This window comes from Sphingomonas sp. 22176 (genome assembly GCF_052045505.1).
Taxonomy (GTDB): domain Bacteria; phylum Pseudomonadota; class Alphaproteobacteria; order Sphingomonadales; family Sphingomonadaceae; genus Sphingomonas.
This window is the reverse complement of the sequence record NZ_JBQEPL010000002.1, coordinates 334,845-353,632: the sequence shown is the minus strand read 5'-3', so window position 1 is coordinate 353,632 and position 18,788 is coordinate 334,845. Positions and strand designations below refer to the sequence as shown.

Sequence of the window (18,788 nt, the reverse complement as noted above, 5' to 3'; positions counted from 1 at the left end):
TCGAGCGATTGTAGATAGGCCTCACTCCCACTCGATCGTGCCGGGCGGCTTGCTCGTATAGTCGTAGGCCACGCGGTTCACGCCGCGCACTTCGTTGACGATACGGGTCGCCACCCGTGGCAGGAAGCCGCCGGGGAACTCGAAGGCTTCGGCGGTCATGCCGTCGATCGAGGTCACCGCGCGCAGCGCCAGCACGCTGTCATAGGTCCGGCCGTCGCCCATCACGCCGACACTGCGCACCGGGGTCAGCACCGCGAAGGCCTGCCAGATCGTGTCGTAGAGGCCGGCGTTGCGGATCTCCTCGAGGTAGATCGCATCGGCCTTGCGGAGGATGTCGCAGCGTTCCTTGGTGACTTCGCCCGGAATGCGGATCGCCAGGCCCGGCCCCGGGAAGGGGTGGCGGCCGACGAACACGTCGGGCAGGCCCAGCTCGCGGCCGAGCGCGCGGACCTCGTCCTTGAACAGCTCGCGCAGCGGCTCGACCAGCTGCATGTTCATGCGCGCCGGCAGCCCGCCGACATTGTGGTGGCTCTTGATCGTCACCGACGGGCCGCCGGTGAAGCTGACGCTCTCGATCACGTCCGGATAGAGCGTGCCCTGCGCCAGGAAATCGGCGCCGCCGATCTTCTTCGCCTCGGCCTCGAACACGTCGATGAAGGTCTTGCCGATGAACTTGCGCTTCGCCTCGGGGTCGGTGACCCCGGCGAGGCCGCCGAGGAACAGCTCTTCCGCATCCACATGGACGAGCGGGATATGGTAATGCTCGCGGAACATGGTGACGACCTGGTCAGCCTCCCCTGCCCGCATCAGGCCGTGGTCGACGAACACGCAGGTCAGCTGGTCGCCGATCGCCTCGTGGATCAGCACCGCCGCCACCGCGGAATCGACGCCGCCCGACAAGCCGCAGATCACCTTGCCGTCACCCACCTGCGCGCGGATCTCGGCGATCTTCGCGGCGCGGAACTCGGCCATCGTCCAGTCGCCTGACATGCCGCAGACGTGGCGCACGAAGTTCGCCAGCAGCTTGGCGCCGTCGGGCGTGTGGACCACTTCGGGGTGGAACTGCATCGCATAGTAGCGGCGCTCGTCATTGGCGATCACCGCATAGGGCGCGCCGGGGCTGGCCGCGACCGGGCGGAAGCCGGGGGCGAGTGCCGCCACCTTGTCGCCGTGGCTCATCCACACCTGATGGGTTTCGCCGGTCTGCCACAAGCCGTCGAACAGCGCGCAACCATCGGCGATCTCGATAAAGGCGCGGCCGAACTCGCCGCTGTCGCCCAGCACCACCTGGCCGCCCAGCTGGTGCATCATCACCTGCTCGCCGTAACAGATGCCGAGCACCGGCAGCCCGCTGTCGAAGATCACCTGCGGCACGCGCGGGCTGCCCTCGTCCAGCACCGAAGCCGGGGACCCGGAAAGGATTACGCCCTTGGGCTGCATCCGGGCAAAGGCCTCGGCGGCGGTGGTGAAGGGAGCGATCTCGGAATAGACCCCCGCTTCGCGAACGCGGCGTGCGATCAGCTGGGTCACCTGGCTGCCGAAATCGACGATCAGGATGGAGTCGGTGTGCTGGAGCGTCATGGCTGGCCGATAGGGAGCGATCGCCGGACTGTCAAAGGGGTGCGGGCGATCAGGCGCGCAGCGGCTCGGCAGCGATCGGATGGCGGACGCAGGCCAGCGTGCCGACCAGCACGGTAAGCCCCGCCACCAGCAGCGGAATGGCAAGGCCGTAGCGGTTGACCAGCACCGCGCCGAGGAACGCCCCGAGCAGGATCGCCGCCACCGCGGCAAGGCGTCGCCCGATATTGGGATTGCGCCCACCCGCGAAGTGCGAATCGGCGGCGATGCCAGTCAGCGTCAGCGTCAGCACCGTAGTGGTGAGATCGGGCACCTTGAGCTGGCGGATCGTCGCGTTGCGGAAGCCCATCGCGATCGCGGTCAGCGCGATGATCGCGAACACGCAGGTCTCGGGCAAAATGCCCATCGCGCCGGCCCAGGCCGCGACTCCTGCGGCCACGCCGAACAGCACCGACTCGGTCACTGCCGCCAGCACCAGCCAGCGCCGCAGCGGCTGCCCGGCGAGATGCGCGCCGACCTTGCCCGCCACCAACGCGCCGACGAGGAAGGATGCCAGCGCGACGATATAGGGCGCGATGGTAAAGCCCGGCGTGCCGGCCGCCGCGAAGCCGAGGAACACGATGTTCCCGGTCATGTTGGCGGTGAACACCTTGCCGAGCCCGAGTACGCTCACCGCGTCGACAAGGCCCGTGGTGACGGAGAGCAGCAGGAGCAGCGGCGGAAGCGGGGAAGCGGCGGTCTTGGGGTCGGCCATGGCGGGGGTCCTCAGAATCGGAAGTTGCTTTCCAGGCCGATCATCCGGATCGGGCGGGACGCGCCGGTTTCGCGCAGGAAGCGACCGGCCTGGAAGAAGGAAAGCGAGGCGGAAAGCTCGAGTTCGGGGGTGGCCTGCCAGGCGATCGCGCCTTCGACCTGCTTGCCGATGAAGCGGGCGCGGCTGGTACCGGGCGCGCGGAGCAGGTTGCCGGGAATGTCGTACACACCGTCGGCCGTGCTGTAGCGCCAATAGGCGCTGCCGGCGATGCTGGCGGAGACGCCGCCGCCCAGCGTGCCGGCAACGCGCGGGTTGAGGTTGATCAGGTTGTACGGCCCCACCGGCGACAGCTCGCCGAAATATTTGCCCTTGGGAAAGAGCGCGTTGAATGTGCCCAGCCGGCGATCCCCGGCATGGCCGTCGCCGCTGATCACGTTGAAGCGCAGCACCGCGTCCGGCGCGAAGGGCAGGCTGGGCAATTTGCGGCCGAGCTCGGTGCCGAGCGTCCAGGCAGCGATCGGCCCGTCGGCGAAGCGGCCGAACTGGGCGACACCCTCGACATTCCAGTGCCAGTTGTCGCGCGCGCCATAGACGCGGGCGCCAAAGCTGTGGCGCAACTCGCGGCTGGTGCGGCCGCCGAAATGCGCTGTGCGGTTGCGATAGCCGAGATAATAGAGGTCGATGCCCGGCAGCACCGCATAGGCGCCCCAGAGCGTTTTTGTCGGCGAGGTGCGGTCGTCGAAGGTGCCGAGCCGCGGCGCCACCGGCGCGACGGCGAGCAGGCTGATCTTGGCCTGGCCGATCGCCACGATCCCGCGCACGCCGTCAAAGGCAAGCGGCACATTGGGGCCGTAGCGCGTGCCGATCAGCCGCTCGGTGCCCAGCGACAGCATCTGCCGCCCGCCGCGCAGGGTGACCGCGCCGAGATCGATCTCGGCAAAGCCCTGAAGCAGGTCGGTGCGGGTCTGATCGACCGGGCCCGCGGCGGGGCGGACGCCGGCGGCATAGGCGAGGATCGGCTGGGCGAAGGCGCGGACGCGGCCGACATGGAGATCGGCATAGGGCAGCACGCGGGTCCAGAGATTCGCGTCGTCCGGCGAGGCCGCGTTGCCCAGCGCGTTGTTGGCGAAGGATTCGCTGCGCAGTCGGACTTCGATGCCGGTGGAGAGCCACGCATCGCCGCCGAGCGATATGTATTTGAAAGGGCCGGTCCAGTGATGCGCGCGCTTCTCTGCATCGGCGAGGTCCGACCAGTCCTCGTCATAGCGGGTGATGCTGAGCGTCGGCGCCTGCCAAGGTTCGTGGATGGGGGAGATTTCTCCTGAATCCGCAGTCGGCGCTCCCCTCCCGCTCGCGAGCTTCAGGTCGGTCAGGCCCCCGGCCTGACCTAAACGATGCGGGGCATCGTTTACCTGAAGCTGGGTCGGGGGAGGGACGGACGTGGTAGGAGCGCTGCGAGGCTCCAGCCCCTCCCCTAGCCCCTCCCGCAAGCGGGAGGGGCACGCTAGCGGAGAGGCCGGGAGTTGGGCGACGGGCGCCACCAGCACCACCGCCGCGGCGAGGCTAGCCACGTCGCTTCGCCTGCTCGGCCACCAGCGCCGCGAGGACGAAGCCGCCGATCAGGCCGAGATGCTCGAAGAACGCGTTGGTTGCGCCGAACCGCTCGGGGCCCGGGGGCATGGTCCAGAAGGCATTGGCGGTGAAGGCGGCGAGCAGGGTGAACACCCCCAGCATCCCCGCCCCCAGCCACACCCAGCGGCCGGTGAGGATCAGCACCGGCCCGATCAGCTCGATCGCGATGGTCAGCGCCGCCCACAGCGCCGGCGGGTGCATGCCGAAATGCGCCTGTTCCGCGACTGCGCCCTGCCAGTCGGTAAGCTTCACCAGCCCGCCGAGCAGATAGGCGCCGACCAGCAGCAGCCGGGCGAGGAACCAGGTCGGCCGCCAGTCGAGGACGGCGTCGACGAAGCGCGGATCGGGCGCGTTCATGGTCACTTGCTCGCGGGGCTGTGGATCTCGGCGATATAGCTGCCCGGGAAGCGCACGATCGCCGCGCGGCCGCCAGCTGCGGCAACAGGCTGGACCAGCGTCTCGACCCCCGCCGCCTTGGCCTTGGCAAGCGTCGCGTCGAGATCGGGCACGGCATAGCCAGTCATGTCGCGGCCATAGGGCCAGGGCAGCAGGCCATCGGTGACGAACACCACCATCTTGCCATAGCCGCTTGTGATCGAGATGCGGCGGATCGTCTTACCGGGCTCGCCGACCTCGGCGCCGGGCGCGGCGCGGTCATCGGCGGTAACCTTGGCGTGCGCATAGCCGACCCAGCTCGTCACGAAGCGATCGGCGACATCCTCGGTCAGGTAGATACGGTTCTCGGGCACCGTTTCCAGCGGCGTGTAGCTCGGCTTGGTGGTGTGCCAGTAGATCTGCATGTTCACCCCGCCCGGCCACTGGATCAGCGAATCGCGGCCGATCGGATCGGGAAAGGTCACCAGACGGCGGACGGCGCCGTGCTGCACGGCGGACTTCACCGCGGCGTCGATGTCGGTCACCAGATAGCCGGTGCGCTCGTCGCCGAAGGGGAACGGGATCGGCGTCTTGAACCCGAACACCGAGACGGTGCCGGCCGGGGTCAGCACCAGCTGCGACTTAGTGAGGCTGGTGGTGGGCGTCACCTGGAACACGCCCTGCTTGCTGGTCGTGCCCCCGAAGGTCGCCTGGAAGCTGGTAACGAAGCTGTCGAACTGGTCTTCCGGCACATAGACGTGCGTGGTGTCGTACTGGGGCCCGACCGAATAGTCGGCGGTCTGCTGGGCGAGCGCCGGCGTGGCGACGATGAGGGCGGAGGCGAGGAGGAAGAGGCGCATGGCAGGCTCCTAAAAATGAAAGAGATTCAAACCGCCCAGCAGCCGCAGCCGAGCGCGCCCCAGAAGCTCTGGACGTCGGCAGCCGGCACATTGGCACCCAGCGCAGCGGCATGGTCGTGGCCATGGACCGAGCAGCTGCTGTGGCAGGCACAGGCGGAGGCGAGCTGGGCGCGGGTCTCGGGCGACTGGTGATAGCCGCCGAAGGTGGCGACCGGCGACCAGTCGGGCATCGGGCGGGGCAGCGTGGGCGCGAGCGGGGCATAGTCGCCATCGCCATGCACCACCGCCCCGCCGAGCAGCGTCAGCACAGAGCGGATATGGACGATCTGGTCCTCGGGCACCGAGAAGTAATCGGCCGAGAGCATTGCGAGGTCGGCAAGCTGGCCGGCCTTGATCTGCCCCTTCTTGCCAATTTCATTCGAGAACCAGGTATTCTCGTGCGTCCACATCGCCAGCGCCTTTTCGCGGCTGACGCGGTTGGCGCCCGGATAAAGCTTGAGCCCGCCGACCGTGCGGCCGGTCACCAGCCAGCTGAGCGACACCCAGGGGTTGTAGCTCGCCACGCGCGTCGCATCGGTGCCCGCACCCACCGGAATCCCGGCAGCGAGCATCTTGGCGATCGGCGGGGTACGCTCGGCCGCTTTCGCCCCGTAGCCCTCGACGAAATACTCGCCCTGATAGGCCATGCGGTGCTGCACGGCGATGCCGCCGCCCAGAGCTGCGATGCGATCGATGTTGCGGTCGCTGATCGTCTCGGCATGGTCGAAGAACCAGTGAATGCCGGTCAGCGGGATGTCGCGATTGACCTTCTCGTACACGTCGAGCGCGCGGCCGATCGTCTCGTCATAGGTCGCGTGGAGACGCCACGGCCAGCGATGCTCTGCGAGCAGGCGGATCACCGGTTCGAGATCGCCTTCCATGCTGGGCGGCATGTCCGGCCGGGCGACGCGGAAATCCTCGAAATCGGCGGCCGAATAGACCAGCATCTCGCCCGCGCCGTTGTGGCGATAGCTGTCGTCGCCCTGCCCCGGCGTCACCTGCTTCACCCAGCCGGCGAAATCGGCCAGCTCTTCCTTGGGCTTCTGGGTGAACAGATTGTAGCTGATCCGCACGGTCAGCTGGCCATCGGCGTGCAGCTTCTCGACGATCGCGTAATCGTCGGGATAATTCTGGAAGCCGCCGCCGGCGTCGATCACGCCGGTGACACCCAGCCCGTTCACTTCGCGCATGAAGTGGCGCGTGGAGTTGAGCTGATAGTCCTCGGGCAGCTTCGGGCCCTTGGCGAGCGTCGAATAGAGGATCGTCGCGTTGGGATGCGCGAGCAACAGCCCGGTGGGATTGCCCGCGGCATCGCGGACGATCTCGCCGCCCGGCGGGTTCGGCGTGTCCTTGGTATAGCCGACCACCCGCAATGCCGCGGCATTGAGCAACGCGCGGTCGTAGAGGTGGAGGATGAAGACGGGCGTGTCGGGGGCGACGGCGTTGAGCTCGTCGATCGTCGGCAGCCGCTTCTCGGCGAACTGGTGCTCGGTAAAGCCGCCGACGACGCGCACCCATTGCGGCGCCGGCGTGTTGTCGACCTGCCGCTTGAGCATCGCCATGGCGTCGGCCAGCGTCGGCACGCCGTCCCAGCGAAGCTCCATGTTATAGTTCAGCCCGCCGCGGATGATGTGCATGTGGCTGTCGATCAGCCCCGGGATCACCCGGCGGCGATGCGCGTCGATCACCTGGGCGCCCGGCGCGGCGGCGGCGCGGACCTCGGCTTCGCTGCCCACCGCGAGAAATTTGCCGTCGCGGATCGCGATCGCCTCGGCCACCGGGTTCTCCCGGTCGAGCGTCGTCACCTGGGCGTTGACGAGGATCAGGTCAGTAGCGGGCATGCGGGCATTCCTTGCGAAGAGAGGCGATGGCAGCAGCGCGCCGGCGGCGGTGGCGCCAGCGGCTGCTAGGGTCTGGCGGCGGGTGAGGCTCATGCCTTGTCGTCAGGCTTCTTCACCGGATGCCCGAGGACTTGCTCGGCGCAGTCGGTGCGAAGGTATGCCACCACGTCGTGGCCGGCGAAGAGCCGCTTCGCTACCGGCACCACCTGCTCGCCCAGCAACATGCCGAGCAGGCCGATCAGCGCGATCGTGGGCGGCGCCGGCGACTTCACGCCGAGGAGGCTGTAGATCACCCCAACCAGCAGGCCGACGGCAAGCGAGATCAGATAGGGTTTCATCTGCAGATCCTCCCCGGCGCCAGTCGATCAGCCGCGCACGAAGGCGAGGATGTCGGGGTTCAGCACATCGGCGTGCGTGGTCAGCAGGCCATGCGGCATGCCGGGGTAGATCTTCAGCGTCGGGTTCGGCAGCAGCTTGGCCTGCAGCTCGGCGCCCTGGTGGTACGGCACCACCTGATCGTCATCGCCGGCCAGCACCAGCGTCGGCACGGTCATCGCCTTCAGGTCTTCGGTCTGGTCGGTCTCGGAAAAGGCCTTGATGCCGTCAACATGCGCCTTGGCGCTGCCCATCATGCCCTGGCGCCACCAATTGTCGATCACGCCCGGATAGACCTTCGCGCCCTCGCGGTTGAAGCCGTAGAACGGCCCGGCGGCGACATCCTGGAAAAACTGCGCGCGGTTCTCCGCGGTGCCCTTGCGGAAGCCGTCGAACACCTCGAGCGGAAGGCCGCCGGGATATGCTTCGGTCTTCGCCATGATCGGCGGAACGGCCGCGACCAGTACCGCCTTGGCGACACGGCCCTGCGGAATGCCGTACTTGGCGACATAACGGGCAACTTCGCCACCGCCGGTCGAGTGGCCGATATGCACGGCATTGCGCAGATCCAGATGCTCGGCGACCGCAGCGGCGTCGGCGGCATAATGGTCCATGTCGTGGCCGTCGCTAACCTGCTCCGAACGGCCATGGCCGCGGCGATCATGCGCGACGACGCGGAAGCCGTTCGCCAGGAAGTACATCAGCTGCGCGTCCCAATCGTCCGATGAGAGCGGCCAGCCATGGTGGAACATGATCGGCTGGGCATCCTTGGGACCCCAATCTTTGAAGAAGATCGAGACGCCGTCCTTGGTTGTCACGGTGGAAGTCATGGCAATATTCCTTGTCTTGGGGTCAGGAAACGGGCTTTGTGATCAATGGCCTTCGGAGGCGCCGAACATCGTTTTGGCGTAGGTGACGCCGAGGCCGTAGGCCCCGCCCCACTGCTTCGCGATGCCGGTGGTAGAGTCGTAGGTCTCGCCGCGCGCCCAGTCACGCTGCAGCTCGAGCAGATACTGGAGCGAAGTCATCGGCACCGCGCCGAGCTGGATCATCCGCTGCACCGCGCGCTCATGCGCTTCGGTGGAGATGTCGCCGCAGGCATCGGCGATGAAATAGGCTTCGAATCCCTGGTCGATCGCCGAGGCGACCGGGCCGACGATGCAGACGCTGGTCCAGAGGCCGGCAAACACGATGCGCGGCTTGGCGATGCGGTTGACCTCTTCGATCACCGCCGCATCTTCCCAGGTGTTCATCGAGGTGCGGTCGAGCAGCTTCTGGCCCGGGAATGCCTCGGTCACCTCGCTGAACATCGGACCCGAGAAGCTCTTCTCGGCGACGGTGGTGAGGATCGTCGGCACGCCGAACGACTTGGCGCCCCGGCTGATCAGTGCGGCATTGTTGCGCAGGATCGTCGCGTCGATCGACTTGGTGGCGAACGCCATCTGGGACTGGAAATCGATGAGGACGAGCGCGTGATTGGTCGGCGAGATCAGCGACTTGCCCGGCGTGGCGGTGGCGGTGAGGGTCATGAGGCGGCTCCTGTTGCTGCCGGGGTCCGGCGGTGATGGCGGCAGAATAGCCGGCGCATGTTTTCCGAAAACTCGGATAAACTTATGCATACCGTTCCATTCCTTCGAACAGTCGGCAGTCCGAGCGCCGCATCGCCCGAAGCATGCGCAGCAGCAGACCGCCGCCTGCAGCCCTAGGCCGCGGCAGTCGAACAGGTATTGGACGGGTTTGATGCGATCGGGCGCGTCGCGCCGGATCGGGAGGCGTGCCCTAGAGCTCGATCAGCCCGCGCTTGGCGGCGATCGTCACCGCATGGGTGCGGTCATTGGCGCCCAGCTTGGCGAACAGCGCCTTCATATGGCCCTTCACCGTCTCTTCGGAGAGTTCGAGCCGGGCGGCGATCTGCTTGTTCGAATTGCCCCAGGCGGCGAGCGTCAGCACCGACACTTCCCGCTCGGTCAGGTCCTCGTCGAGCACGTGCAGCGCGATCGCGGTGGCCACGCTGGCATCGAGATGCTTGCCGCCATGATGGACCGAGCGGATCGCCTCGAGCAGCTGGTTGCGCAGGCTGGCCTTGAGCAGATAGCCCATCGCCCCTGCCCGCAACGCCTTGATCGCGCGGCCGTCCCCGGAATAGGTGGTAAGCACGATGATCCGCGCGTGCGGAGAGGCGGCGCGAATCGCCGTGATCGCCTCCAGGCCGGACATGTCCGCCATCTGCAGATCCATCAGCACCAGATCGGGCAGGAGCCGAGCATAGGCCTCGATCGCCTCGCCGCCGCCGCTCGCCTCGCCGACGATTTCCATGTCGTCCTGCGTGGAGACCACCGCGCGTACGCCTTCGCGCAGCAGCATGTGATCGTCCACCAGCAGGATACGGATCGGCGCCGTGCCGCGTGCCGGCGCGCGCCCGCTGGAAACCCTGGTCAACATCGCAAGCGCACCTACTCCCCGGACGAGCGCCGAGCATAGCAGCTTTGGCGGCGCTGCGCATCCATGGGTCAGGGCCAGCCGGCCAGGGCATCACAGAGCGCGGCGGTGGTCTGCGCCGCCGCGCCGTTGCGGATGTCGAAGGTCCATTGCATCGGGACGCCATCGGCATCGTGCGCATCGATCGCCGCGAGCGCCCCGCGCATCATCGCCGCCGCACTCGGCCCGACCAGCGCTTCCGGCAATTCGAGCTCCGACCAGCCGAGCAGGCACCCTACCGAGGCCGCCCCGATCCGCAGCGCCGCGCGCATCGCCAGGCCGGTCAGGTTGCCCACCGTCTCCGGGTTGCCGTTCAGCGATGCTCCCATGCCGATCAGCATCAGCGTCGCCGCGCGAATGGGCGCGGACGGGCGCGTGAGCATCAGCGTCTCGCCGAAGCCACCGGCGAAGATCCCGCCCTCGCGCAATCGCGAAAGCGTGCCGTGCAGGGCGTGATCGACCGCGTCGGCACCGCCGCGATGCGCGCCGACCACATCCTTCTCGCGCATGCCGACGACGAGCAGGTCGTCTTCGGCCGCGACAACGTCGATCTGCGCCACCGCGAACGACACGCCGCGCCAGGCGCCGATCGGCAGCGATTGCCTGTTGTTCATGCCGCCGACGCGCTCCCTGCCCCGCAAGCCTCTCCGGAATGGCGCGCTATTCTGCCGCCGCAACCCGGCTGCCCTGCGCGGGGCGTCCTGTCTTGAAGAAATCTGCTGCGTTCAGCCGCCCTGCTGCCAGGCGCGGCGCCAGACGAGCGGGGTGGTGCCGACCAGCCGGCGGAACAGCCGGGTAAGGTGCGCCTGATCGCTGAGCCCGCAGGCGCAGGCGATCTGCGACAGCGTGTCGCGCGTGTCGCGCATCAGCTGCTGGGCACGGCGAATGCGCTGCCGGATGATATAGCCGTGCGGCGTCTCGCCCGTGCTGATCTTGAACGCCCGGCAGAAATGGCCGGTGCTCAGCTGCGCCACCTCCGCCAGCGTGGAGGTGAGGATCGGCCCCTGCAGATAGCTGTCGACATGCACGGCGACGCGGCGGAGCTGCCAGCCGGCGAGCCCGCCTTTCACGACGCCCTCGGCGCGCATCGGCCCTTCGGGCAACAGGTCCTGCGGCTCGGCGACATCGGGCGCGACGAGCAGGCTCGACAGCCGCTCGAGATAGTGCCGGGCGAGCGGCGGGTCTTCGTCGAGCGACCGCATCGCACCCGCCAGCAGCGCGGTGAGTTCGGGTGCTCCGCCCGTCTGCGTCGGAGCAGCAACATCGATCAACGCCTGGTGGTACATGGTTCCATCCCGTCTTGTCGGGTGGACTGTCGCGCATCCGGGCGCCCGGCGGAATCGAACCTCCGCAGCACAGGACATTGCTTTGATTTGGGGTAGCTATACCAAGGTTTGGGGTGGCGCCCGCCTCGCCGTTCGGGAGTGAAGCAAGGTTTCGATAGGCGTGCCCGGCCGAAATGCTATGGGCGCTTCCATGCCGATCGCCCTCGCCCACCCTCTCGCACGACGCGCGCGCCACTGGAGCGCGGCGGCCGCATGAACCGAATCGCGCTCAATGGCGGACTTGCGCTGCTGGTCGCGCTGCTGTTCACCGGCTCGCTGATGGCGGGCAAGTTCTGGGTGCCGCCCGCCGCCTGGTTCAGCCACGATCCGCGCTGGTGGATCATCGCCGAGCTGCGCCTACCCCGCGCGATCCTGGGCCTCGGCATCGGCGCGGCGCTGGGGCTGTCCGGCGCAGTGCTGCAGGGCTTTCTGCGCAATCCGCTGGCGGACCCAGCGGTGGTCGGCGTTTCCTCCAGCGCGGCGCTCGGCGCGGTCGGTGCGATCGTGCTGCTGGGGAGCAGCGCGCCGCTGGTGCTGTTCGGCTGTGCGATGGCGGCGGCCTGCGGATCGATGCTGCTGCTGGCCGGGCTCGCCTGGCGGGCCGAGAGCGCGGTCGCCTTCATCCTTGCCGGCACGGTGCTCGCCAGCCTGGGCGCGGCGCTCACCAGCTTCTTGATTTCGATCGCGCCCAACCCCTATGCCACCGCCGAGATCCTCGACTGGATCATGGGCGCGCTGACCGATCGCAGCTATGCCGAGGTGCAACTGGCTCTGCCCTTCATCGCGCTCGGCTGCGGCCTGCTGCTTTTCACCGGCCGCGCGCTCGACGCGCTGACGCTGGGCGAGGCCGCCGCACGCTCGATGGGGCTGCGGCTGGAGCGTACCCAATTGCTCGTCGTGCTCGGCACCGGCCTCGCAGTGGGCGCCAGCGTGGCGGTGACCGGGATCGTCGGCTTTGTCGGGCTGATCGTGCCGCATCTGCTCCGCCCGCTCACCGGCGCGCGGCCCTCGGCCCTGCTGCTCCCCAGCGCGCTCGGCGGCGCGGCGCTGCTGCTGGCGGCGGACAGCCTGGTGCGGCTGTCGCCCGGCCCCAGCGAAGTGCGCCTGGGCGTGGCGATGGCGCTGCTCGGCACCCCCTTCTTCTTCGTGCTGCTCCTCAAGCTCCGGCGGTCGACATGGAACTGAGCGTCACCGATCTCGCGGTCAGCCTCGGCAAGCGGCGGGTGCTGCACGGGATCGACGCGGTGCTGCGGCCGGGCAAGGTCACCGCGATCCTCGGCCCCAACGGCTCGGGCAAATCGACGCTGGTGCGCACCCTCGCCGGCTTGCTCGACCCCGATGCCGGGCAGGTGAAGCTCGGAGGCAAGTTGCTCGCCCGGCTGGAGCCGCGCGAGCGCGCCCGCCGGATCGGCTATCTGCCGCAGGAAGCCACGGTGCACTGGGACCTGCGCGTCGCCGACCTCGTCGCGCTCGGTCGCCTGCCGCACCGCGCGCCCTTTGCCGGCCTGTCCGCCGAGGATCGGTCGGCCATCGACGCGGCGATCGAGATGACCGCGATCCACCCGCTCGCCGATCGGCTGGTCACCCAGCTTTCGGGCGGCGAGCGTGCGCGGGTACTGCTCGCGCGGGTGCTGGCCGGCCAGCCCGACTGGCTGCTCGCCGACGAGCCGCTGGCGAGCCTCGATCCGGTCCACCAGCTGGACCTGCTCGATCGCCTGCGCGCGCTTGCGGCGAGCGGCATGGGCGTGGTGATCGTGCTCCACGATCTGCTCCAGGCCGCCCGCGCCGCCGATGACGTGCTGCTGCTCCGCGACGGCCGCCCGGTGGCGTTCGGCCCGGCCGAGACGGCGCTCGCCCACCAGCCGCTACGCGATGCGTTCGGGGTGGAAGTGATGGTGATCGGCGACGACCAGGGCCGGCTGCTGCCGGTGCCGATCGGCCGGGTGAAACCCTAGGGCTTCGCTCGCACCCATCCTGGCCGGGCGATCGCGTACATCTGCCAGGCGATGTCCTTCAGCAGCGCCGAGCGATCGCCATCGCGCTCGAAGAGATCGAAATGCGTCCTGCTGGGCAGATAGGTGAAGCGCGCCGGAATGCCGGCCGCGCTCATCGCGGCTTCCAGCCGATGCGCCGGGCCGTCCAGATAGAAGGTGTCCGCCGTGCCGACGGTCAGGTGCAGCTTGCCCGAAAGATCGGGCTTCAGCCGCGCCGCATCGCGGGTGACGATATGCGCGACGTCGAAATGCTCGCGCCAATAGGCGGCGACCGCCGGGTCGATCTTGCCCGTCGCGCGGTCGAACAGCGGCACCGGCAGACCATTGGCGCCGCGCGGGCTGAACACCCATTCGAACGAGGCGATCTGCCCGCCCGCCGGTCCCAGCACCGCCTCGGCGCGGGCGAACTGTTCGGTGGTGGCGACCAGCTTGCCGTTCATCCGGACGATCGGCAGCGGCTTGCCGGCCGCGTCATGGTAGAAATTGGCGTCGGCGCGGTAGAGGTCGACATTGGTGAAGTCGTGGAAATCGGCCGGGTCGGGGGAGGTAGGCCAGCTGCCGCCGAACAGCTTGGGATAGCGGACCTGCAGCCACAGCGTAGACCAGCCGCCCGAGCTGTGGCCGGTGAGGAAGCGACCCGTCGGCTTGGCGTCCATCGCATAGCGCGCTTCCAGTGCCGGGATGAACTCCTCGGTCAGCGCCTTGCCCCAGGGGCCGTTATTGGCCGAATCGGCGAATTCGTTGGTGCCGGTGGGGCCGCTGTGATCGAGGAAAACCCAGATCATCGGCGGCCGCTTAGCCTCCGCCATGTCGGCCGCCGCTAGCATCGCGCTGATCCGCGCGCTCTGGAGCGTGCTGCCGAAACCGCCATCGCTGTAGACGGTCGGGAACCGCGTCTTGCCGTCATAGCCGGGAGGTAGCGCGATCCAGCCGCGGATCGAGGTCGGCGTGCCCCGGAACGCGGACAGCGAGACGCTGCGGATGTCGAGCGGCTGCACCTTCGCCAGCACCGCCTCCAGCCTGGCCCGCGTCGCCGGCGCAACATGCTCGAGATCGGGTCCTTCCTCCTTCTGCGAGGGCAGTTCCTCGTCCAGCACCACCACCGGCACCTTGCCCGGAAGGGTGAAGGTCACGCTCTTGGAGACGAGATCCCCGGGACCGCGCCCGCCATAATTATAGTCGTGGTTCCGATCGAGCACCGCCTGCGCGCGGTACGTCCCGGCGGGCAGCGCGGAGAGCGGCGCCGGGAACACGTCGGTCTCGCCGTCGACGCTGGCGACGCGGCCGGGCTGGAGATCGATCACCTCGCGCGCCGCGATCGAGGCGCTGCTCGGCTGGAAGGGCGAGAAGTCGATCGGGCTATCGGGCTTGTCCGCATCCCCGGCCCTCTCGACGAAGACGATCAGCCGGCCGGAAAAATGCGCCCCCAGCGCGGGCGCCACGGTGACGGGCACGGTGACGGGATCGGGCGCCGCGGCTCCCAGCAGCAACGCTCCCAGAATCACCGCCGTCGTCCGCATGACCGTCCCCCTCCTGCACACCGCAGAGCCGCTCAGGCGCCCAGCACGTCCACCAGCGTCTGCACCTTCTTCTGCCGCCATTGCGGCAGCGGCGCGACCAGCCAATAGCCGAGGCGCGAGGCCTTGGGCTCGCCGACCACGGCGACGCGGCCACCCTCGATATCGGCGCGGGCCAGCAGCTCGGGCACGGTCGCCCGGCCCAGCCCCTGCGCCGCCGCATCGATCGCAAGGCCGGCATCGGCGACGCGGACCAGCGATCCGGCATCCTCGGCCATGCAGCCAGGCCAGGAAATGCGCACGTCGATGCTGCCGCCGCCGGGCCGCTCCACGGTGACCATGCCGTCGCTTTCCAGCGCCTCGCCCTCATGCTCGCCGGGCCCCTCGCCCCAGCGGATGGCGAGATCGAGATTGGCCTCGGTGAAGTCGAGCGCATCGTCGGCGGGGACCAGCACGAAGCGCAGGTCGGGATCGGCACGGGCGATGTCCGACAGGCGCGGCATCAGCCATTTGGCGGTGAGGTCGCGCGGCGCGGCGATGGTCAGCGACTTGGAGGATTGCCCCGCCTGCATCGCGCGCACCGCTTCCTCGAACTGGAGGAAGCCACTGCGCAGCGCGGTGAGCCCGCTTTCGGCCTCGGGGGTGAGCTCCAGCCCCTTGGTGGTGCGGCGGAACAGCACGACGCCCAGCGTATCCTCCAGCGCACGGATCTGCTGGCCGACGGCGGCCGGCGTCACCGCCAGCTCGTCGGCGGCGCGGGTGAAGGACAGATGGCGCGCGGCAGCGTCAAGCACGCGCATGCCGTTCAAAGGGAGGTGGGTACGCTTCACTGCTCGCCCGCCACCGCCGGTGCGATCAATGCGAAGCGCGGGATGGTCACGTCGAACGCGTCGCCGTCCTCGTCGATCATGTGGTAGCTGCCCTGCATCGAGCCGCTCGGCGTCGAGAGCGGGCACCCGGAGACATAGTCGAAGCTGCCGCCCGGCGCGATCATCGGCTGCTCGCCGACCACGCCCTCGCCCTCTACCGTGTGGCGCAGCCCGCGCCCGTCGGTGATGATCCAGTGGCGGGTGAGCAATTGCACCGCCACCGCGCCTTCGTTCTCGATGCGGATATGATAGGCCCAGAACCAGCGGCCGCGATGCGGCTCGGACTGTTCGGGCAGATACGACACCGACACGCGAACGACCACGCCGCGCGTCGTCGCCTCGTCGGTGAAGAGCGCCTTCACAGCCCGGCGCCTCGCAGCGCCTGGTCGAGATCGGCGATCAGGTCGTCCGCGTCCTCGAGACCGACATTGATGCGGATCATGCCTTCGGTGATGCCCATCTCCAGCCGCTTCTCCTCGGCAAGACCCGAATGGGTGGTCGAGGACGGGTGCGTCATCAGCGAGCGCGAGTCGCCGATATTGTTGGAGATGTCGATCAGCTCCAGCCCGTCGAGCAGGGCGTGCGCCTGGGCGCGGCCGCCATCGACCTCGAAGCTGAAGATCGGGCCGGCCGCCGCCATCTGGCGAATGAACAGGGCATGCTGCGGGTGGCTGGGCAGCGCCGGGAAGTTCACGCGCGGCACGCGCTGTTCCAGGAAACTGCCGACCTTGATCGCATTCTCGCTCTGGCGGCGGATGCGCAGGTCGAGCGTCTCGATCCCCTTCAGCACCACCCAGGCGTTGAACGCGCTGAGCGTCGGCCCGGTGTTGCGGGTGAAGGGGAGCAGCGTGTTGGTGATGAAATCCTCGGAGCCGCAGACCGCGCCGGCGAGCACCCGGCCCTGTCCGTCCATCATCTTGGTGGCAGAATAGGCGACGACATCGGCGCCGAAGTCCATCGGCCGCTGGAGCGCGGGGGTGGCGAAGGCATTGTCGACCACGGTGACAATGCCGTGCTTCCGGGCGATCGCGCAGACGGCTTCCAGGTCCACCACGTCCATCGTCGGATTGGCGGGCGTCTCGAAGAAGAAGATCTTGGTGTTCGGGCGGATCGCGTCCTCGAACTGCTGCGGATCGCGCGCGTCGATCGTCGTCGTGGTGACGCCGAAGCGCGGCAGCAGGCTGTCGGTCAGCCAGCGGCACGAACCGAAGGCGGCGCGGCCCTGGACGATATGATCGCCCTGGCTCACCTGGCAGAGGAGCGCGGCGGTCATCGCGGCCATGCCGGTCGCCATGGTGCGGCAGGCTTCTGCGCCTTCCAGAAGGGCGATGCGCTGCTCCAGCATCTCCACGGTCGGGTTCTGGAGACGCGAATAGGTCATCCCCGCCTGTTCGCCGGCGAAGCGCGCTGCGGCATCGCCCGCGCAATCATATGCATAGCCCGAGGTAAGGAACAGCGCCTCGCTGGTCTCGCCGAACTCCGAGCGCGCGGTGCCGCCGCGCACTGCCTGAGTCGCGGGCTTCCAGTTGCGGGTGACGCTGGGATCCTGTCCGGTACGACGCTTCATGCGCGCTGCTTTGCGGCGCTTGGGGGCGGCGCGTCAACCTTTGCGTTGGCAATCCTCCCCTGCAAGGGGAGGTGGCGCGCGTAGCGCGACGGAGGGGTGTCCCCGGTGGAGACAGCGCCATGCCTCTTAAGCCGCGACACCCCTCCGTCAGGCCTGCGGCCTGCCACCTCCCCTTGCAGGGGAGGATCTATGGTATTCCGCTCCGCTCCAGCCTCGGCTACGCCTGCCCCATGCGTCTCCGCCTCTCGGCTCTCGCCACCCGTCCCTGGCTCGTCGCCCTCCTCCTCGGCCTTGCCGCGCAGCTGCTGTTCTCGCTGCATATCGACCAGCCGGGCGGCATCATGTTCGACGAGGTGCATTATGTGCCCGCGGCCAAGTCGCTGATCGAGCTCAGCGGCCCGCGCAACACCGAGCATCCGCTGCTCGGCAAGGAGCTGATCGGCGCAGGGATGGACCTGCTGGGCGACAATCCCTTCGGCTGGCGGCTGATGCCGACCATCGCCGGCACCGCCACCGTGCTGGGCATCTTCGCCTTTCTGTGGATCCTGATGCGCGGGCGGATGCGGGTGGCGGTCACCGGCGCGGTGCTGGCGATGCTCAACCAGAGCCTGTTCGTCCAGGCGCGTACCGCGATGCTCGACGTGTTCCTCGGCGCCTTCCTGCTGTGGGGCATGGTGTTCCTGCTCTGGGCGATGCACGGCACTCGCGGGCAGGTGCGGTGGCGCTGGTGCGTAGGCGCGGCGCTGCTCGGCCTCGCCACCGCGATCAAATGGTCGGCCGCGCCCTATATCGCCGCGTTCGGACTCGCGCTGCTCCTGATCCGGCTGCGCGACGCACGCCACGCCCGTCGGTCGATCGCCGCGGCGCTCTTCTCGGGCGACCAGCCGCACTGGCCGGGGCTGTCGACATTGGCGGCCCTCGTCCTGCTCGGCGCGATCAGCATCCCCGTCTATTTCGCCACCTTCGCCCCCACCTTCTTCTACCTGACCGGCGCAACCGACGGCCTGCGCGGGCTGCTGCACCTCCAGCGCGAGATGTACGCGGCGCAGACCCAGGTGCTGCCGCACCATACCTATCAGTCCGACTGGTGGAGCTGGCCGCTGATGCTGCGGCCGATCTGGTTCTTCTACGAATGGGATCACGGCGCCCAGCGCGGCGTGCTGCTGATCGGTAATCCCGTGATCATGTGGGGTGGGCTGGTCGCGGTGCTCGCGAGCTATGTGCTGTGGTTCCGCACCAAGGCCTGGCGGCCGCTCGCGCTCGCGCTGCTCTGGACCTTCTCGGTGGGGATCTACGCGATCATCCCCAAGTCGCTCGGCTTCTATTATTACTACCACCTCTCGGCGATCTTCCTGTGCCTGGTGCTGCCGGTGACCTTCCACCAGTTCGACCGGCTGCGCGCCAAGGGATGGGAGGAATGGTATCTGGCGCTGGCGCTGGTCAGCTTCGGCTATTTCTATCCGATCCTGTCGGCCGCGCCGCTCCACGATCCGCAGAGCTTCACCTACTGGATGTGGCTGCCGAGCTGGCGATAAATCACGGCGCGGCCGCGCGGCCATCTTGATCCGCGCCCGGCAGTCGCTA

19 protein-coding genes are annotated in these 18,788 nt (G+C 68.4%); 3 read left to right on the top strand and 16 right to left on the bottom strand.

The features are described 5' to 3' along the window. Nucleotides 1-21: 21 nt before the first annotated feature. From guaA to ACTJKY_RS09465, 12 genes are all read right to left on the bottom strand, one after another. Nucleotides 22-1,581 (bottom strand): glutamine-hydrolyzing GMP synthase, encoded by a 1,560-nt coding sequence (gene guaA, locus ACTJKY_RS09520; protein ID WP_440845668.1) that lies wholly within the window; start codon nucleotides 1,579-1,581, stop codon nucleotides 22-24. A 49-nt stretch (nucleotides 1,582-1,630) separates the two neighbouring features. Beyond that, complete coding sequence (locus ACTJKY_RS09515; RefSeq protein ID WP_440845667.1) at nucleotides 1,631-2,332, bottom strand: YoaK family protein; 702 nt, start codon at nucleotides 2,330-2,332, stop codon at nucleotides 1,631-1,633. 11 nt (nucleotides 2,333-2,343) lie between these two features. Further along, nucleotides 2,344-3,648, bottom strand: a complete 1,305-nt coding sequence (locus ACTJKY_RS09510; protein WP_440846320.1) for an alginate export family protein — start codon at nucleotides 3,646-3,648, stop codon at nucleotides 2,344-2,346. Nucleotides 3,649-3,895: 247 nt separating this feature from the next. Continuing rightward, nucleotides 3,896-4,321 carry a DoxX family protein gene (locus ACTJKY_RS09505; RefSeq protein WP_440845665.1) on the bottom strand — a complete coding sequence of 142 codons (426 nt, stop codon included), beginning with the start codon at nucleotides 4,319-4,321 and terminating at the stop codon, nucleotides 3,896-3,898. Between the two features lie 2 nt (nucleotides 4,322-4,323). Further along, nucleotides 4,324-5,199, bottom strand: coding sequence for a VOC family protein (locus ACTJKY_RS09500; protein ID WP_440845664.1), 876 nt, complete (start codon nucleotides 5,197-5,199; stop codon nucleotides 4,324-4,326). 26 nt (nucleotides 5,200-5,225) lie between these two features. After that, nucleotides 5,226-7,079, bottom strand: coding sequence for an amidohydrolase (locus ACTJKY_RS09495; protein WP_440845663.1), 1,854 nt, complete (start codon nucleotides 7,077-7,079; stop codon nucleotides 5,226-5,228). 89 nt (nucleotides 7,080-7,168) lie between these two features. After that, entirely contained in the window at nucleotides 7,169-7,417 is a 249-nt protein-coding gene (locus tag ACTJKY_RS09490; RefSeq protein ID WP_440845661.1) for a DUF1427 family protein, read from the bottom strand. 27 nt (nucleotides 7,418-7,444) lie between these two features. Then, entirely contained in the window at nucleotides 7,445-8,284 is an 840-nt protein-coding gene (locus tag ACTJKY_RS09485; protein WP_440845660.1) for an alpha/beta fold hydrolase, read from the bottom strand. Nucleotides 8,285-8,326: 42 nt separating this feature from the next. Then, nucleotides 8,327-8,983, bottom strand: coding sequence for a hydrolase (locus ACTJKY_RS09480; RefSeq protein WP_440845659.1), 657 nt, complete (start codon nucleotides 8,981-8,983; stop codon nucleotides 8,327-8,329). Between the two features lie 250 nt (nucleotides 8,984-9,233). Beyond that, entirely contained in the window at nucleotides 9,234-9,896 is a 663-nt protein-coding gene (locus ACTJKY_RS09475; RefSeq protein ID WP_440845657.1) for a response regulator, read from the bottom strand. A 68-nt stretch (nucleotides 9,897-9,964) separates the two neighbouring features. Then, nucleotides 9,965-10,546, bottom strand: a complete 582-nt coding sequence (locus ACTJKY_RS09470) for a M17 family peptidase N-terminal domain-containing protein (protein ID WP_440845655.1) — start codon at nucleotides 10,544-10,546, stop codon at nucleotides 9,965-9,967. Between the two features lie 111 nt (nucleotides 10,547-10,657). Next, nucleotides 10,658-11,218 carry a helix-turn-helix domain-containing protein gene (locus ACTJKY_RS09465; protein ID WP_440845654.1) on the bottom strand — a complete coding sequence of 187 codons (561 nt, stop codon included), beginning with the start codon at nucleotides 11,216-11,218 and terminating at the stop codon, nucleotides 10,658-10,660. Between the two features lie 252 nt (nucleotides 11,219-11,470). Between ACTJKY_RS09465 and ACTJKY_RS09460 the strand changes: the two genes are divergently transcribed. Both ACTJKY_RS09460 and ACTJKY_RS09455 read left to right on the top strand, forming a co-directional pair. Beyond that, nucleotides 11,471-12,442 (top strand): FecCD family ABC transporter permease, encoded by a 972-nt coding sequence (locus ACTJKY_RS09460; RefSeq protein WP_440845652.1) that lies wholly within the window; start codon nucleotides 11,471-11,473, stop codon nucleotides 12,440-12,442. Further along, nucleotides 12,433-13,212, top strand: a complete 780-nt coding sequence (locus ACTJKY_RS09455; protein ID WP_440845650.1) for an ABC transporter ATP-binding protein — start codon at nucleotides 12,433-12,435, stop codon at nucleotides 13,210-13,212. Before ACTJKY_RS09460 ends, ACTJKY_RS09455 begins: the two co-directional genes overlap by 10 nt. Here the strand turns inward: ACTJKY_RS09455 and ACTJKY_RS09450 are convergent. The 4 genes from ACTJKY_RS09450 to ACTJKY_RS09435 are packed head-to-tail and all read right to left on the bottom strand — an operon-like array spanning nucleotide 13,209 to nucleotide 17,204. Next, the gene (locus ACTJKY_RS09450) at nucleotides 13,209-14,771 is read right to left on the bottom strand and encodes an alpha/beta hydrolase (RefSeq protein WP_440845648.1); all 1,563 of its coding nucleotides are present in this window, start codon (nucleotides 14,769-14,771) and stop codon (nucleotides 13,209-13,211) included. The genes ACTJKY_RS09455 and ACTJKY_RS09450 overlap by 4 nt on opposite strands. A 32-nt stretch (nucleotides 14,772-14,803) precedes the next feature. Continuing rightward, on the bottom strand, nucleotides 14,804-15,598 hold the full coding sequence (locus tag ACTJKY_RS09445) for a LysR family transcriptional regulator (protein WP_440845647.1): 795 nt from the start codon (nucleotides 15,596-15,598) through the stop codon (nucleotides 14,804-14,806). Continuing rightward, nucleotides 15,595-15,999 (bottom strand): Co2+/Mg2+ efflux protein ApaG, encoded by a 405-nt coding sequence (apaG, locus tag ACTJKY_RS09440; RefSeq protein ID WP_440845645.1) that lies wholly within the window; start codon nucleotides 15,997-15,999, stop codon nucleotides 15,595-15,597. The genes ACTJKY_RS09445 and apaG overlap by 4 nt, the downstream gene beginning before the upstream one ends. Next, nucleotides 15,996-17,204: a trans-sulfuration enzyme family protein gene (locus tag ACTJKY_RS09435; protein WP_440845643.1), complete on the bottom strand. Its 1,209-nt coding sequence runs from the start codon at nucleotides 17,202-17,204 to the stop codon at nucleotides 15,996-15,998. The genes apaG and ACTJKY_RS09435 overlap by 4 nt, the downstream gene beginning before the upstream one ends. A 230-nt stretch (nucleotides 17,205-17,434) precedes the next feature. Between ACTJKY_RS09435 and ACTJKY_RS09430 the strand changes: the two genes are divergently transcribed. After that, on the top strand, nucleotides 17,435-18,739 hold the full coding sequence (locus ACTJKY_RS09430; RefSeq protein ID WP_440845641.1) for a phospholipid carrier-dependent glycosyltransferase: 1,305 nt from the start codon (nucleotides 17,435-17,437) through the stop codon (nucleotides 18,737-18,739). Nucleotides 18,740-18,788 lie beyond the last annotated feature (49 nt).

What these genes read in the sequence shown, in the direction of transcription:
- guaA (WP_440845668.1), bottom strand. Translation starts at nt 1,581, where the DNA reads ATGACGCTCCAGCACACCGACTCCATCCTGATCGTCGATTTCGGCAGC.
- ACTJKY_RS09515 (WP_440845667.1), bottom strand. Translation starts at nt 2,332, where the DNA reads ATGGCCGACCCCAAGACCGCCGCTTCCCCGCTTCCGCCGCTGCTCCTG.
- ACTJKY_RS09505 (WP_440845665.1), bottom strand. Translation starts at nt 4,321, where the DNA reads ATGAACGCGCCCGATCCGCGCTTCGTCGACGCCGTCCTCGACTGGCGG.
- ACTJKY_RS09500 (WP_440845664.1), bottom strand. Translation starts at nt 5,199, where the DNA reads ATGCGCCTCTTCCTCCTCGCCTCCGCCCTCATCGTCGCCACGCCGGCG.
- ACTJKY_RS09495 (WP_440845663.1), bottom strand. Translation starts at nt 7,079, where the DNA reads ATGCCCGCTACTGACCTGATCCTCGTCAACGCCCAGGTGACGACGCTC.
- ACTJKY_RS09490 (WP_440845661.1), bottom strand. Translation starts at nt 7,417, where the DNA reads ATGAAACCCTATCTGATCTCGCTTGCCGTCGGCCTGCTGGTTGGGGTG.
- ACTJKY_RS09485 (WP_440845660.1), bottom strand. Translation starts at nt 8,284, where the DNA reads ATGACTTCCACCGTGACAACCAAGGACGGCGTCTCGATCTTCTTCAAA.
- ACTJKY_RS09480 (WP_440845659.1), bottom strand. Translation starts at nt 8,983, where the DNA reads ATGACCCTCACCGCCACCGCCACGCCGGGCAAGTCGCTGATCTCGCCG.
- ACTJKY_RS09475 (WP_440845657.1), bottom strand. Translation starts at nt 9,896, where the DNA reads ATGTTGACCAGGGTTTCCAGCGGGCGCGCGCCGGCACGCGGCACGGCG.
- ACTJKY_RS09470 (WP_440845655.1), bottom strand. Translation starts at nt 10,546, where the DNA reads ATGAACAACAGGCAATCGCTGCCGATCGGCGCCTGGCGCGGCGTGTCG.
- ACTJKY_RS09465 (WP_440845654.1), bottom strand. Translation starts at nt 11,218, where the DNA reads ATGTACCACCAGGCGTTGATCGATGTTGCTGCTCCGACGCAGACGGGC.
- ACTJKY_RS09460 (WP_440845652.1), top strand. Translation starts at nt 11,471, where the DNA reads ATGAACCGAATCGCGCTCAATGGCGGACTTGCGCTGCTGGTCGCGCTG.
- ACTJKY_RS09455 (WP_440845650.1), top strand. Translation starts at nt 12,433, where the DNA reads ATGGAACTGAGCGTCACCGATCTCGCGGTCAGCCTCGGCAAGCGGCGG.
- ACTJKY_RS09450 (WP_440845648.1), bottom strand. Translation starts at nt 14,771, where the DNA reads ATGCGGACGACGGCGGTGATTCTGGGAGCGTTGCTGCTGGGAGCCGCG.
- ACTJKY_RS09435 (WP_440845643.1), bottom strand. Translation starts at nt 17,204, where the DNA reads ATGAAGCGTCGTACCGGACAGGATCCCAGCGTCACCCGCAACTGGAAG.
- ACTJKY_RS09430 (WP_440845641.1), top strand. Translation starts at nt 17,435, where the DNA reads ATGCGTCTCCGCCTCTCGGCTCTCGCCACCCGTCCCTGGCTCGTCGCC.